The organism is Rhodococcus sp. IEGM 27, assembly GCF_033142305.1.
Classification (GTDB): domain Bacteria; phylum Actinomycetota; class Actinomycetes; order Mycobacteriales; family Mycobacteriaceae; genus Rhodococcus_F; species Rhodococcus_F oxybenzonivorans.
Window position 1 is genome coordinate 140,324 of sequence record NZ_JAWLSG010000012.1, and the last position, 13,682, is coordinate 154,005.

Annotated in this window: 16 protein-coding genes; 7 read left to right on the forward strand and 9 right to left on the reverse strand. The window is 66.9% G+C overall.

From position 1 onward, the window contains the following. The first annotated feature begins 21 nt into the window (after window positions 1-21). The 3 genes from R4P95_RS28990 (at window position 22) to R4P95_RS29000 (ending at window position 1,583) form a co-directional block, all read left to right on the forward strand. Complete coding sequence (locus tag R4P95_RS28990; protein ID WP_317747293.1) at window positions 22-519, forward strand: hypothetical protein; 498 nt, start codon at window positions 22-24, stop codon at window positions 517-519. Window positions 520-580: 61 nt separating this feature from the next. Next, complete coding sequence (locus tag R4P95_RS28995) at window positions 581-874, forward strand: putative quinol monooxygenase (protein ID WP_213575381.1); 294 nt, start codon at window positions 581-583, stop codon at window positions 872-874. A 10-nt stretch (window positions 875-884) separates the two neighbouring features. Next, complete coding sequence (locus R4P95_RS29000; protein ID WP_213575380.1) at window positions 885-1,583, forward strand: dienelactone hydrolase family protein; 699 nt, start codon at window positions 885-887, stop codon at window positions 1,581-1,583. Here R4P95_RS29000 and R4P95_RS29005 read toward each other — a convergent pair. Continuing rightward, a complete protein-coding gene (locus R4P95_RS29005; protein WP_317747306.1) occupies window positions 1,561-2,130 on the reverse strand; it encodes a dihydrofolate reductase family protein in 570 nt (189 codons plus the stop codon). The two genes, R4P95_RS29000 and R4P95_RS29005, sit on opposite strands and share 23 nt — an antisense overlap. A 37-nt stretch (window positions 2,131-2,167) precedes the next feature. Between R4P95_RS29005 and R4P95_RS29010 the strand changes: the two genes are divergently transcribed. Next, the gene (locus tag R4P95_RS29010; RefSeq protein WP_213575379.1) at window positions 2,168-2,692 is read left to right on the forward strand and encodes a class I SAM-dependent methyltransferase; all 525 of its coding nucleotides are present in this window, start codon (window positions 2,168-2,170) and stop codon (window positions 2,690-2,692) included. A gap of 58 nt (window positions 2,693-2,750) precedes the next feature. Continuing rightward, a complete protein-coding gene (locus R4P95_RS29015; RefSeq protein ID WP_317747294.1) occupies window positions 2,751-4,109 on the forward strand; it encodes an Hsp70 family protein in 1,359 nt (452 codons plus the stop codon). 39 nt (window positions 4,110-4,148) lie between these two features. On the opposite strand, the gene R4P95_RS29020 is transcribed toward R4P95_RS29015, so the two are convergent. Genes R4P95_RS29020 through lysX form a run of 4 tightly spaced genes read right to left on the reverse strand, consistent with a single transcriptional unit; the run spans window position 4,149 to window position 9,599 of the window. Next, on the reverse strand, window positions 4,149-4,748 hold the full coding sequence (locus tag R4P95_RS29020; RefSeq protein ID WP_317747295.1) for a histidine phosphatase family protein: 600 nt from the start codon (window positions 4,746-4,748) through the stop codon (window positions 4,149-4,151). Between the two features lie 5 nt (window positions 4,749-4,753). Continuing rightward, a complete protein-coding gene (locus R4P95_RS29025; RefSeq protein WP_397517767.1) occupies window positions 4,754-5,590 on the reverse strand; it encodes an alpha/beta fold hydrolase in 837 nt (278 codons plus the stop codon). After that, window positions 5,587-6,267 (reverse strand): DUF998 domain-containing protein, encoded by a 681-nt coding sequence (locus tag R4P95_RS29030; RefSeq protein ID WP_317747296.1) that lies wholly within the window; start codon window positions 6,265-6,267, stop codon window positions 5,587-5,589. Before R4P95_RS29030 ends, R4P95_RS29025 begins: the two co-directional genes overlap by 4 nt. Then, window positions 6,264-9,599, reverse strand: a complete 3,336-nt coding sequence (lysX, locus tag R4P95_RS29035; RefSeq protein WP_317747297.1) for a bifunctional lysylphosphatidylglycerol synthetase/lysine--tRNA ligase LysX — start codon at window positions 9,597-9,599, stop codon at window positions 6,264-6,266. Before lysX ends, R4P95_RS29030 begins: the two co-directional genes overlap by 4 nt. A 110-nt stretch (window positions 9,600-9,709) precedes the next feature. On the opposite strand from lysX, the gene R4P95_RS29040 reads away from it, so the two are divergent. Beyond that, window positions 9,710-9,937, forward strand: a complete 228-nt coding sequence (locus R4P95_RS29040) for an RNA-binding S4 domain-containing protein (protein WP_159918489.1) — start codon at window positions 9,710-9,712, stop codon at window positions 9,935-9,937. Here R4P95_RS29040 and R4P95_RS29045 read toward each other — a convergent pair. Together R4P95_RS29045 and rraA are read right to left on the reverse strand one after the other, a co-directional pair. Then, entirely contained in the window at window positions 9,928-11,289 is a 1,362-nt protein-coding gene (locus R4P95_RS29045; RefSeq protein ID WP_317747299.1) for a dipeptidase, read from the reverse strand. The two genes, R4P95_RS29040 and R4P95_RS29045, sit on opposite strands and share 10 nt — an antisense overlap. A 62-nt stretch (window positions 11,290-11,351) precedes the next feature. After that, window positions 11,352-11,822 (reverse strand): ribonuclease E activity regulator RraA, encoded by a 471-nt coding sequence (rraA, locus tag R4P95_RS29050; protein ID WP_109325459.1) that lies wholly within the window; start codon window positions 11,820-11,822, stop codon window positions 11,352-11,354. 154 nt (window positions 11,823-11,976) lie between these two features. Between rraA and R4P95_RS29055 the strand changes: the two genes are divergently transcribed. Next, complete coding sequence (locus tag R4P95_RS29055) at window positions 11,977-12,654, forward strand: TetR/AcrR family transcriptional regulator (RefSeq protein ID WP_213575373.1); 678 nt, start codon at window positions 11,977-11,979, stop codon at window positions 12,652-12,654. A 33-nt stretch (window positions 12,655-12,687) separates the two neighbouring features. Here R4P95_RS29055 and R4P95_RS29060 read toward each other — a convergent pair whose 3' ends face one another. Beyond that, window positions 12,688-13,089 (reverse strand): hypothetical protein, encoded by a 402-nt coding sequence (locus tag R4P95_RS29060; RefSeq protein WP_213575372.1) that lies wholly within the window; start codon window positions 13,087-13,089, stop codon window positions 12,688-12,690. A gap of 410 nt (window positions 13,090-13,499) precedes the next feature. Continuing rightward, on the reverse strand, window positions 13,500-13,682 hold a 183-nt coding region (locus tag R4P95_RS29065), incomplete at its 5' end, for an acetyl-CoA carboxylase biotin carboxyl carrier protein subunit (RefSeq protein WP_317747300.1).

The window sequence follows — 13,682 nt, forward strand, 5'->3', positions numbered from 1 at the left end:
TGTCCGAGTACCGTCGATCGTGTGCTGATCTGGTACGTCAGTTATGGGTCGAACATGGCGACGACTCGCCTCGCCTGTTACCTGCGCGGTGGTTGCCCGCCCGGCGGCAACCACTCTCATCCCGGTGCGCGCGACACCACCGAACCGCGCGAATCGATCCCTGTCGTGATCCCCGGCTCAGTGTTCTTCGCGGGGGAGTCGCGCATTTGGGGCGGCGGACGCGCCTTCTACGACCCGGATGCGCCCGGGACGGTCGCGGCCCGCGCCTTCCTCGTGACGCAGGAACAGTTCGAGGACATTCACGCCCAGGAACCGGCCTGTTACGACCGGCTGGTTCCTCTGGGAACTCGCGACGGCATCGTCATGTGCACGTTCACCACCCGCGCCCGGGGTGACGTGGTCACCCGGAACGCGCCCGCCCCCGCCTACCTCGCGACCATTGCTGATGGGCTTCGTGAGGGTCACGGCTGGGACGATCCCCGCGTCGAGGATTATCTGACGCGGCTCCGGGTTTCCTAGCAACCACAAGTGTGCTTACGTGATACGAGCCACATCCGGTGGCCGTCACGAAAGGAAGTCGATGTCCGATCTGCATGTCGTAGCGACCATTCCTGCCAAGCCGGGCTCCGAGGACACGGTGCGCGAGGGCCTGTCCTCCCTCGCGGCGGAGAGCCGCAAGGAGGAGGGCTGCGTTTCGTACGAGTTGTTCGAATCTGCCGCGCAACCCGGGACCTTCGTCACTGTCGAGGTGTGGGCGAACCAGGAGGCCGTCGACGCGCACATGACGTCGCCGCACTTCCAGTCCGCGGTCGCCGTTTTCGGTGAGCATCTCGCTGGCGCTCCCGCAATTCATCCGCTGAAGCCGGTGTCCTAGGGTCCGTTCGGTGACCACACCCCTGACCAGGGTTGTTCCCGAAGGCCGTAGTCGGGGAGGCGTCATCGTCATCCAGGAGGCTTTCGGGATCACACAACACATCGTCGACGTCTGCTCCCGATTCGCCGACGCCGGCTACCACGCCGTGGCGCCCCATCTGTTCCACCGGGCCGGCGACCCGGTGCTCGGCTATGACGACCTGAAAACGGCTATGCCGCTGCTGGGCACGCTCACGTCAGCACAGATCGACGAGGACGTCGATGCCGCCGTCACCGTTCTCTCGGATGCCGGGATCGACGCGAGGAGCACGTCGATCGTCGGCTTCTGCATGGGCGGCACGGTCGCGTTCCACACCGCGGCCCGCCTGAAACTCGGCGCCGCGGTGAGCTTCTACGGTGGCGGCGTCGAGAAGGGACGGTTCGGCTACCCCTCGCAAATCGACGCCGCGGAACGGCTGTCGACTCCCTGGCTGGGGCTGTTCGGTGATCGTGACACAGGGATCCCGTCCGAGCAGGTCGAGGAGTTGCGGAACGCGCTGTCGCAGGTACCGGTGGACACCGAGATCGTGCGGTACCCCGACGCCGGGCACGGATTCAACTGCAACGACCGCCCGGCCGTCTACAACGAGGCGGCCGCCCGGGACGCCTGGTCACGGACGGTCGACTGGCTCGGCACCCACCTGCAGGTCAGCAGCGGCGGAATCGGCTGACCGTGGCCCCGCTCGGGTATCCCTTCCGGTCGGCGAGCTCGAAGGCCGTCGGTTCGAAGTCGGTGTCGAACATGGGCGTTCCGCGACCGGCCACCACGGGGTATTGCTTGATCACCAGCTCGTCGATCTCCGGAAGCAGAGCGCCCGCAAGCTTTCCGCCTCCAGCGAGCCAGACACCGAGAGTGCTGTCCTCGGCCTTGAGCTGCCGGACCTTCGCGAGCGGGTCGGTAATCACTTCGACGGCGGGGTCGGTACTGGCGCCGAGCGTGCGTGAGACGACGTACTGGCGCAGGTGCGCGTACGGACTGGTGATTCCGGCTGCGAGCGCCGGCTCGTACGTCGAGCGGCCCTGGATCACGGTGTCGAAATGCTTGTTGGCCCCGTCGACTGCGAACTGCTCCCGTAGGTGCGTCGGAATCGTTTCCGGGTAGTCCTGCGCCATGAAACCGATGATGTCGTCGAGCATCGGAAAGAAGCCGACATCGCCGTCCGGGGCGGCGATGAAACCGTCGATGGTAATGCCGACGAAGTAGGTGAGTGCGCGCATCATGTCCTTACTGTGGTAGCCGTCGAAGGGTGGTCAGATGGCAGTTCCGAACATCCCTGCCCGGATCCGTTGTGTCGTCGAGCGGTTGAGGGTGGATCCGTCCGATCGGATCCTAGAGGTGGGCTGCGGACCAGGCGTGGCAGTTTCTCTCGTGGCCGACAAACTTCTCGACGGGCGGATCACGGCAATCGACCGGTCCGCCACCGCGATAGCACGAGCTCAGCAGCGTAACGACGTCCTGTCGGCGCGCGGCAGAGTAGAACTTCAGAAAACCGACCTGGCCGGGTTCCGCTGCGCCGCTGCGTCATTCGACAAGGCCTTCGCTGTCAACGTGAATGCCTTCTGGACACACGACGCGACCGAAGAGGTCCGGATTCTGTGGGAGGCCCTGCGCCCCGGCGGCATCCTGCACCTCGTCTACGACGGCACCGAAACGGTGCACGACGACGCGAAGTCGCAACGCATCGTGAACGCTGTGACCCAGGTTTTGCGGCGAAAGGGGTTCGAGGTGAGTGCAGACACGGGAAACCCGCTGTGCATCACCGGGAAGAGGCCGGCCTGACCTGCGAACACCCCTCTACCTCAGCGCGGCTCGTGACCGAACCGTTATAGTCGGTCTCATGACTTCGGTTCTGGGTGTGTCGGTCGGTGCCAGCGCTGTGCGCGTTGCGTGCCGTGACGCAGCCGACTCGGTTGACGCGACCGGGCCGATCTTCCGCTCGACGGCGGTATCCGCAACCCTCGAACGGCCCGAGGACGTGGCTGCCGAATCCATCGGAACTGCCCTGGGAGACGGCGAAGACTTGGGCGAGGTACAGGCCATTGGCGTGGCCTACCAGGACGAGGCCCAGGCTGATGCGGTCGAGGCCGCCTTGGCCCGCGAACACATCGGCAACGTCCATCTCGTGCCTGAAGTGACCGCCGCACTCGAGATGCTCGAGGTGTCGGGTGACCTCGGAAACCATTCGACGCTGGTGTTCTACGACCTCGGCAGTTCCGGACTCACCGTTACTGTCGTCGAGCGCTCCACCGGGACGGTCCTCGACAGTGCCCGCACGGACGAGATCAGCGGTGACCTCGTCGACCGCTTGATTCGCGACCAGCAACTCGAACTGCAGAAGATCGCGCAGCCCGCCGACGAAGCTGCCGCACTCGAACTCGACGCCCGGTGTCGCCTCGCGAAGGAGCAGCTCTCCAGCACAGGCGCGGTGTGCGTGCCTGGTGACGGGGGGCTGCTGCTGCTGTCGCAGGACACCTTCGAATCGCTCATCCAGGGACCGGTCGAGACTTCCGCTCGGATCACTCGCGATGTGATCCACCGGTCCGGGCGTCTGCCTGACGCCGCGGTCCTCATCGGTGGTGGCGCGTACATTCCGCTCGTTACCTCGGTGATGGAGTCGTGGCTGAAAATGCCGGTGATCGTCCCGGAGCAGCCGGAACTGGTGGCGGCTGAAGGTGCCGCCCTGTTGGCCCAGCAGGCACCTGCCGAGGTGGTCGCAGTGCCCGAGCCCCCGAAATCCCGCCGCCGCGGTGCCGTCCTCGCCGGTGGGGCCCTCGCCGCGGTAGCGGCCCTCGGACTCGTCCTCGGGGTGGGTGGCGACGTCTTGGAGGGGTCGGAGAAGGACCCGCAGCCGGACCCGACCGAGCCGGAAGCTCCAGCCCCAGTCATCGAGAACGCGGCACCATCCGCAACGACGTCGGCCACGGCCGCCGACCTTCCGTCGCCCGTGCCGCCGCAGGTGGATACCGAAGCGGCGGCGCCTACGGCGGGCGTGGCCCGAACCGAGGCCTACACCCCGTATGTGCAGCCCCCGACCGCCGCACAGCCCGACAGCGGGACGCAAACCGATGTGAGCAGGAACGAGCCGGCGCCGGCCCCGTCCCCACCGCCGCTCATCCCCGGCCTACCGCAGTTTCAGCTGCCTGTTCTCCCGCCGCCGGCCCCGCTGCCCGAGCTACCGCGAATTCCGGGTCTCTAGTCGCCGAAACGCCCGGTGGCCGAGCCTCACACGTCGCAACTAACGCCGCAGCATGTCCCGGACGTGGCCGGTCTCGTTTACCGAGGCCACCCGTCGCTCGCCGCTGCGCGAGATGAGAACGCGGGTGACCGAGACGTACTCGATGGGGAACACGAGAGGGCGGTCCAGGCCCAGCAGTTCCTGTAGGTAGACGTTGATGACGCCGCCGTGGGCGAATATCGCGACGGTGTCGCGGTGGTCGGACTCCTGGACGACCCGGCCGAGCGCATCGAACACCCGCGTGCGGAAGGCGTCGGCGTCGATCCCCGCGGGAAGTTGGCCCGCCCGGATGCGTGCGTACGCTTCGGGCGCCCGTGCCTCGGCTTCGTGGAACGGGATGTAGTGGTCGAGGTCGTAGTCGTACTCGGCCAGTCCCTGGTCCCGCGTAACAGGGAGGTTGAGTGCCTCGGCGAGTGGCGCGGCCGTCTCCAGGGCGCGGCGCTGCGGGCTGCTCACGATACGGGCAATGCGGTAGGGACCCAACGCGGCAGGCAGGCGCTTGGCCTGGGCCTGGCCGTCCTCGGTCAAGGCAGGATCGGCTCGTCCCTCGGACGTGGTCACGAGCTCCGGTAGCGCATGTCGGATCAATAGCAGTTGCACGACGATCAGCTTGCCAGTTCCCGGATCAGTGCCGCGACCTGGCCCGGTTGATCGATCATGGCGTGGTGACGGGCGGGTTGCACGACGCGGAAGGCGGCGCCGAGACGCTCGGCGAACTGTCGTTGGCGCCGAACCCAGTCCCACCCCCACGGGGTCCAATGACCGGTGTGTGCGGCGGCCACGAGTATGGGGACGGGCATCGTGACGGCGGCGCGTAGGGCGGCAATTTCCTCGGCGAGGGCCGGATACGACGCGTTCTCGACCACCGACGACTCCAGATATGCGGGCTTGCGGTAGATCCGGGCCACCCACTGCCGAGTCTCGGACGTTATTCCACCCGGTGGCGTCGACTGGTTCAGCACGGCTCGAACGGTCGGGCCCAGCAGTCGCTGCAGCCCGAGCCGGCTCGACGCGCGGGCCACCCGCCGGCCGGCCGCCACCCGCCAACGGGTCGGAATGACGCGGTGGGGTCGCAGAGTGATGGTCGCGTCGAGCAGCATCACACGACCCGTCCGCTGGGGATACAGCCGAGCGAAGGCCTCGGCGTAGATGCCGCCGAGCGAGTGCCCCACCACGACGGCCGGTGCAGTGCAGCCGAGCGCGTCGAGTACCGCGACGATCCTCTCCGCTTCACCGTGGGCCGTGGGTGGTGTGGCGGAGGCGGGGCTGAGCCCGTAGCCGGGTCGATCGATCCGCACGACGAGGCAAGAATCGGAAAGCAGTGCGGCGACGTCATCCCAGTCGAACCAATTGCCACCGAGACCGCCGTAGAGCACGACGGGGAGCCCGGCGCCATCGACGACGACGTGCACTCCCGCGACCATTTCCCCAGGACGTTTCACGTGGAACCATCATTTTCGCCGGTGACGTAAACCACGCTGAGTGATACGAAGATCAGCCACCCGCTGAAAGCGAGCAGCTGCACACGCTGGCCCAGTCCCAGCCACACGTCGTGCTCGTCGCGAATCGCGGCAGCTGCCAAAGTCCAGGCGGTGCCCACGACGACCACCGCCGACACTGCCGTCCCGGTCAGCGTCAACCAGCGCGGCCAGCCGTAGAGACAGGCCGCCAGCGCGAAAGCGAGCGCTGACACCACACCGCCCGTCGACGCAGACGTACTGGTGACGGCATGCAGTTCATGCGACAGCGGCAACTGACCCGAATCCTCGCGGGCAGCGCAGAGGGTATCCGAGGTGACCGCACAGCTCATCGGCATCCGCGAATCGAGGGCAGTGGCGGCCCCGAATACGCACAACGCGAACCACCCGATCGCGGTCGCCCACCCTTGCGAGTACCGCCACAATCCGAGGACGCCCGCCACCGCGACGGTGCAACCCGCCACAAGGTCGCCCGTACGGAACAGGGCGCCGTGACGTTGGTCGGTGGCCGCGAGTTCGCTCGCGAAACCACGCAACGGGTCGATCCCGGTGTCCACGACGAACTCCAGCAGCCACGACGAGTAGGCCACCGCTCCGACGATCAACAGGGCGGCCACAGCAACGCGGCCACGGGAGGTCACTGCTTCGGCTTGGCCAACGGAAAGGCGAGGGTCTCCCGGATACTGCCGCCGGTGATCAGCATGACCACGCGGTCGACGCCTACGCCGAGTCCGCCGGTCGGGGGCATGGCGTGTTCGAGCGACTGCAGGAAGTCTTCGTCGAGTTCCATCGCCTCCTCGTCCCCGCCGGCGGCGAGCATCGACTGCTCGGTGAGGCGGTTCCGCTGGTCGACCGGATCGGTGAGTTCGCTGTACGCGGTACCGAGTTCGACGCCCCACGCCACCAGGTCCCACTTGGCCGCGACTCCGGGAATGGTGGGATGTGGGCGCGTGAGCGGCGACATCGACGTCGGGAAGTTGGTGTAGAAGGTGGGGAACTCGGTGTAGTCCTCCACCAGGTGCTCGTACATCTCCTGGGCCACGGCCCCGGCGTCCCACGTCGACTGGTACGGAATGTCGTGATCGTCGCACAGCCGTTGCAGATCCACGAGCGGTGTCTCGGGCGAAACGTCTACCCCGAGTTTCTCGGCCACGGCCTGATGCATCGTCTTCACGGGCCATTCCCCGGAGATGTCGATCTCCACCATGGTGCCGTCGGGTCCCGGGCGCATGATGACTTCCCGTCCGTGGGCCGCGATCGCCGCCGTTTGGATGAGCTGGCGGCACAGCACCATCATCTTTTCGTAGTCGCTGTGCGCCTCGTAGGCCTCGAGGATGGTGAATTCGGGATTGTGCTTGAAGTCGACACCCTCGTTGCGGAAGACCCGGCCGATCTCGAAGACCTTCTCCATCCCGGCGACGCAGAGCCGCTTGAGGTAGAGCTCCGGGGCGATCCGCAGGTACAGGTCCAGGTTGTAGGCGTTGATGTGCGTGAGGAAGGGCGCCGCGTTGGCGCCGCCGTGTACCTGCTGCAGGATCGGTGTCTCCACCTCCAGGAAGCCGCGCTCACCCAGCGAATCACGCAACGACTTCACGACGGCGCTGCGGGCCTCGAGAAGCCGCCGAGCGTCGGTGTTGATCATCAGGTCCACGTATCGCTGGCGCACCCGGGTTTCCGGGTCCGACAGACCTTTCCACTTGTCGGGAAGCGGGTGCAGGCATTTACCGGTCATCCGCCATTCGTTCGCCAGTAGCGACAGCGCTCCCCGGCGGCTGTAGCCGATGACACCGGCAACCTCGACGAGGTCGCCGAGGTCGAATTCGGCGGCGAACGCCCGGATGCGTTCGGTCCCCACCCGGGCTTCGTCGACGAGGACCTGGATGTCTCCGGACCAGTCCCGGACCGACGCGAACACCACACCGCCGTAGTCCCGCAGGCGGAGTACGCGACCGGCGATGCGGACGGTCGTTCCTTCGGGGGATTCCGCCGCGGCGGCCACCGTATGCGTGGGCGGATACGCGACCGGGTAGGGGTCGATGCCCTCCTGCGCGAGTGTCGCCAACTTGTCGAGCCGGACCCGAACCTGTTCGGGGCGTTTCGGTCCCAGACTCGCCGCCGGACTACCGTCTCCGGGGGCGCTGCCGTCCGCGTGCAACCCCTCGGCGGCGACCAGACCTGCGGGCACGGCCGCGTGAGTTCCGGTGTGCTTGACGGCGTCTCCCGCTGTCGAACGCCCGAATCTCGGCAAGGTGACGAAGCCCTCGGCGATCGCCGACGCGAATCCGACGCGCAGCAATTCCCGGTTGTCCTCGAAGCACAGGTAGCGCGGGACCCATTCGGGTTGGTACTTCACGTTGGAACGGTAGAGGGCCTCGAGCTGCCACCACCGCGAGAAGAAGACGAGGATCGACCGCCAGATCCGCAGGATCGGCCCGGCACCGATGCGTGATCCCTCCTCGAACACCGACCGGAACACGGCGAAGTTCAGGGACACCTTGGTGATGCCGAATTGGTCGGAGTTGGTGGCCAGTTCGGTCACCATCAACTCCACGACTCCGTTGGGAGAGGTGGGTTTGCGACGCATCAGGTCGAGCGAGACTCCGGTCGCACCCCACGGTACGAGGGAAAGGATCCCGACGATGTCGTCGTCCGCATCGATGGCCTGCACCAGAAGGCAGTCACCGTCGAGGCGGTCACCGAGCCGTCCGAGGGCCATGGAGAAGCCGCGTTCGGTTTCGGTGTCGCGCCAGGCGTCGGCGAGCCGGATCGTTTCGGCCATCTCCTCGACGGGAACGTCTCGGTGCCTGCGAATCCGCACCGTGACGCCTTGGCGCCGCACGCGGGTGACGGCCTGGCGCACCTGCCGCATGTCGCGCCCGCTGAGATTGAACTCGCGGGTGCGGAGAATGGCCTCGTCGCCGAGTTGCAGCACGGTGAGACCGGCCTTGGCGTAGGCGGTCGCGCCGGTTTCGCCGGCTCCCATGACGGCGGTGGCCCACCCGTATCGGGACGCGAGCGCCTGCCACGCCTCGATCGCATGGGGCCAGGCCTCGGGGTCACCGATGGGGTCGCCGCTGGCGAGACAGACACCGATTTCCACCCGATAGGTGATCGCCGCTTTGCCGCTGGGAGCGAACACCACCGCCTTGTCGCGGCGTGTGGCGAAGTAGCCGAGCGAGTCGTCGGCACCGTACTGCAACAAGAGGCCGCGCAGCGCCGACTCGTCGTTTCCGGTGAGTGCGTTGTGGGAGCGCTGGGCGCGGAACAAGGTCACCACGGCGGCCAGCAGGGCGGCAGCCCCGAACAAGCCGAGAAGGGTGTTGACGAAACCGTGTGGCCTGCCGGTGAATTGTTCGTTGTCGACGGCGGCGAGCGCGGTCACCCGGTTGAGGGACCACAGGAAGCGTTCCCCGGGTGGGAGGGTGCCGGGGAAGAGTTCGACCAGCCCCCACCCGACGAGTGTGCCCACGGTGAGGCCGATGAGCAGCACGCCGAGGGCTTTCCACCCGGCGCCGCGGCGGACGCGGGTGTAGAACTCCGAACGGGCAGCGACCAGAATCCCGATCACTGCGAGTTGCACGGCGGCCGCGACTCCGGCGTTCCAATTGCGGTCGGTGATCGCGACCACGATGTTCGCCACCATGAACAGTCCCAGGTACACGGTGAGCAACCACCAGGCGATACGTTTGCGGCTGGCGAGCGCGGCGGCGAGCAAACCCACCACCAGGGCCCAGGACAGGCTCGTGTCGGGAGCATCGAAGTAGTAGCTGTCGACGTACTCGCGCGGCACGTGCACGTAGTAGCGCAATACCGGCGACAGACTCCACAGGAACACCAGCACCGAGAAGACACCCAGAATCAGTCCCGCGACGTGCGGAACCTGATGCAGGCGGCGGTTCGCGGAACCCGGGGCGGGACGGGCCCGCGGTGGGGCGGGGACAACCTCGGACGTGGTCTCGGTGCTAGCTGACATCGAGCGTTCCTTCCCGGCACGAGATGCGTACTGATCACTGCGGACAGGTGTGCTGTGTCCTAGTGTGATGCGTCGGACCGCTGTTCGTGGTGAAGAGGGAAGATAGAGGCATGTCCGACATTCACGAAGCCGTGCCGATCCGCGACGAATCCATTCGTCTCGGCCAGTTCCTCAAGCTCGCCAACCTCATCGAGTCGGGGGCCGAGGCCAAAGAGGTGATCGCTGACGGTCTGGTGTCGGTGAACGGTGAAGTCGAGGTCCGCCGCGGGCGGCAGCTTCGCGACGGTGACGTCGTCGAGATCGGGGGGATGACGGCGCAGGTGAGTTCTCAGGCCTGACGCCGGGCGGTGTCGGCCGCGAACCGCTGCAGGAACGTCGCTTCGGCGACGGCGAGTTTCTCGATCTCGCCGGGATCGACGCTCTCGTCGGGCGCGTGGATTCGGCTGCGCGGTTCCTCCACCCCGATCAGAGCGATCTCGGCGTTCGGGATCATGTCGGCCAAGACGTTGCACAACGGAATCGAGCCGCCTTGCCCGACGGATCCCATCGGCTTGCCGAAGGCCTCTTCCATCGCCTTGCCGAGGGCGGCGTAGCCGGGGCCGTCGGTCGTTGCCCGGAACGGCGAGCCCACCGCTTCTCGGTCCACCGTCACTCGCGCACCCCACGGCGCGGCGTTCTCGAGGTGCTTGACCAGGGCGTCCTGCGCCTCGAGGGGGTCCATTCCGGGCGGCACCCGCAGGTTCAGCCGGGCCGATGCCCGGGGCGCGACGGCTGCGGCCGATCCGACCACCGGTGGACAGTCGATGCCGAGCACAGTCAGCGCGGGTCTCGCCCACACCGCGTCGGCGACCGAGCCCGTACCGGCGAGGCCGACCCCGTCCAAGACGCCGGCGTCCGCGCGGAACTGCTCGGCGGGGTAGTCGACCCCTGTCCAGGTCTGGTCCGATGCGAGGCCGTCGACCACCGTGTTCCCGTCCCGGTCGCGCAGCGTCGACAGCATCTGGACGAGGGCCGCCACCGCGTCGGGGGCGGGACCGCCGAACATCCCCGAATGGACTTCACCGGCCAGGGTTTCCACGTGCACGACGATGTTAGCGATTCCGCGCAGGGTGGTGGTGACGGTGGGATTGCCGGCTTCGGAGTTGCCGGTGTCGCCGATGAGGATCATGTCGGCCTCGAACAACTCCGGCCGCGCTTGGACGAGATTCTCCAGCCCGCCGGTACCCATTTCCTCGGAACCTTCGGCGACGATGCGGATCCCGACCGGGAAGGGGGTGCCGAGTGCCCGCAGCGCCAGGAGGTGCATGACGAGGTTGCCCTTGCAGTCCGCAGCGCCGCGCCCGTACCAGCGGCCGTCACGTTCGGTCAGTGTGAACGGCTCGCTGTGCCACAGTGTCTCGTCGCCGGGAGGCTGAACATCGTAGTGGCAGTACAGCAGGACGGTCGGGGCGCCCGGAGGGGCCGGCTCGTGGCCCACCACGGCGAGGGATCCATCGGACGTCTCCAGGAGATCGACGGACCCCACCCCGGCCCCGAGAAACGCGTCCCTCACCCATTCGGCCGCGCGGCGGCACTCCTCAGGCGGGAATTGCCGTGGATCCGCCACCGAACGCAGGGCGACGAGCGCCGCGAGTTCGTTCCGGGCCGTGGGCATCAGCTCCGCGACCTTGGTACGAATGTCGTCCGACATCAACGCCTCCTCGGGGATGGGTCTCTACGTCAGGGCCGGTCACTCGCGCGACCAGCGGCCGGTCAGCGAACGACGACACCGTCCTGATCGCTGTACACGGTCTCGCCGGGGTTGAACGTCACTCCGCCGATTTCGAGGGGAACGTTCTTCTCGCCGGACCCGGTCTGAGTGCTCTTGCGGGGATTAGTGCCCAGCGCCTTCACGCCGATGTCGAGGGTCTTCAGGATCGCCGAGTCGCGAACCGCACCGTTGACGATCACCCCGGCCCAGCCGTTGTCGACGCCGCGGCCGGCGATGATGTCTCCGACCAGTGCCGTATGGATGCTGGCGCCGCCGTCGACGACCAGCACTCCACCGTTGCCCGGCTCGCTCAGCGTCTGCTTGACCAGCAGGTTGTCCTGGAAGCACTTGATCGTGGTGATCGGTCCGGAGAACACGTCGCGCCCACCGAACTGGAGGAACTGCGTGTCGCAGCTCCGGATGTCGGGGCCGATCTCGTCTGCCAGGTCTGCGGTTGCCACGGGTTCAGTCATAGGCGTCAGGATAGTGGGACGACTCTGCGGCGAGCGCGTGCCGTGACCCTTGCCGTGACAGGGACCACCGGGCTCCCTCGCCGCAGCCCTTGGCGCAGTACCGCAACAGCTACACTTGACGCGTCCTGGCATAGCGAGCGGTAGATAGGTCATCATGGTCAGCTCATCCAAGGGTTCGACGCCCACCGTGGTCGGCAATGCAGCAGACTGGCGCCGCCTCGAACCCACGAAGTTGACGCCGATCCTCAGCGCCTCCCTCGACGCATTCTACGAACACGGCTTCCACGGCACCTCGGTACGCGACATCGCCCGCCGAGTCGGTGTCACGGTACCCGCTCTCTACTACCACCACGAAAACAAGGAAGCCGTTCTCCTCGCTCTCCTGGAGCTTTCCACCAGCGACGTTCTGGAACGGGCGCACGCGGCGAGTGCCGACGGCGGCGACGATCCCGTTCAGCGACTCGCCAATGTCATCGAGGCAATCGTCCTGCGGATGACCATGCGATCCCGTCTGGCGGCGCTCGAGAGCGAGGTGCGCTACCTCAGCCCGGAGAACCGGCAGCGGTACAGCACGGTCCGCAAGGGTGTCGAAGAACTGGTCCTCGAGATCGTCAAGGAAGGGAAGAAGCGGGAGCTCTTCGACGTCGCCGATGCCGCGGAGACCACGCGGGCGCTGCTCGGGATGTGCCAGTCGATCCCGCGGTGGTACCACGCCGAAGGCAAGCTGACCCCGGACGCCGTGGCCCGCAAGTATGTAGAGATCGCCATGAAGACCGTCGGGTCCACGGTGGCCCCCGCCAAACCGAAGCGCAGGCGCACCGCCGACGTGTGACCGGCGGTGCCCCTGGCTTCGGCCCTATCCGGTCTACGAACCCAGACTCGGTCCCTCGACGACGTCGAATTCCGTTGTGGTGGTGGCTGGCTCGTCGGCGTTGGGAGGGTCGTAGGTGAACTCGGCGACGTATCTGCCGGCCTCATGGACGCGGGTTGCGACCGTGGCGCCACCGAGCGTGAGGGGAAGAGTCCGAGTCGTCACGTCACCGTCTGGTTCCGTGAGTTCGAGAAGGACCGGTGTGGTGCCGTCTTCGCCCGTCGGTGTCGGCATCACGAGTACGCCGAGCGTCACGAGGTTGTTGGCGTAAACGGTACCGATCGGGGGCAGAACGTTGATCTGGTATGCGGTGGCTGCGGTTGCTGTGGGAGCCAGCCCCACCGAGGCCGCACCGGCCAACGCGGCAATGGTCATGGTCGCTCGCGAGAAGTTCATGCACGATCCCTTCCTGTCGACGGCGTCTACGACGAGTCGACGGAGGACATGCTGGGCTCCGCGAATCTCGTTCGTGGTGACAGCCGTTCATTCGTGGGCGGCCGGGGTCGGCCGGCGTCTGACGTCGAGTGGCTCAGACCGCAGTCACGTTACGGCAGGGAAGGGGTGAGTCAATGGATCTTCACCGCGTGTTCGAGAACAGTTCGACCGCAGGAGTTTCCGGACCACCGCACCCGAAAACTCTTGAAGGTGAGGCGGTATCCGCGCTCCCCATACCCGGAGTGCGCTGCGCAGGGGGCGTTGCGGGGAAGGTGTCCGTTTTCGCGACCTTGTACCGGGTGGCGGCCGCGGTCCACGGCCGCCACCCGTGAGTACTTCTCAACAACGGGCGGTTGAGAAGTACTCACAAGCTATTTGAGCTCGGCGAGGACGGTGCCCTGGGTGATGGCGGCGCCGGGTTCGACGGTCAGGCCGGTGACGATGCCGGCTTTGTGGGCGTTGACCGGGTTTTCCATTTTCATGGCCTCGAGGACGGCGATGAGGTCGCCCTCGGCGACTTCCTGGCCTTCCTCGACGGCGACCTTGACGACGGT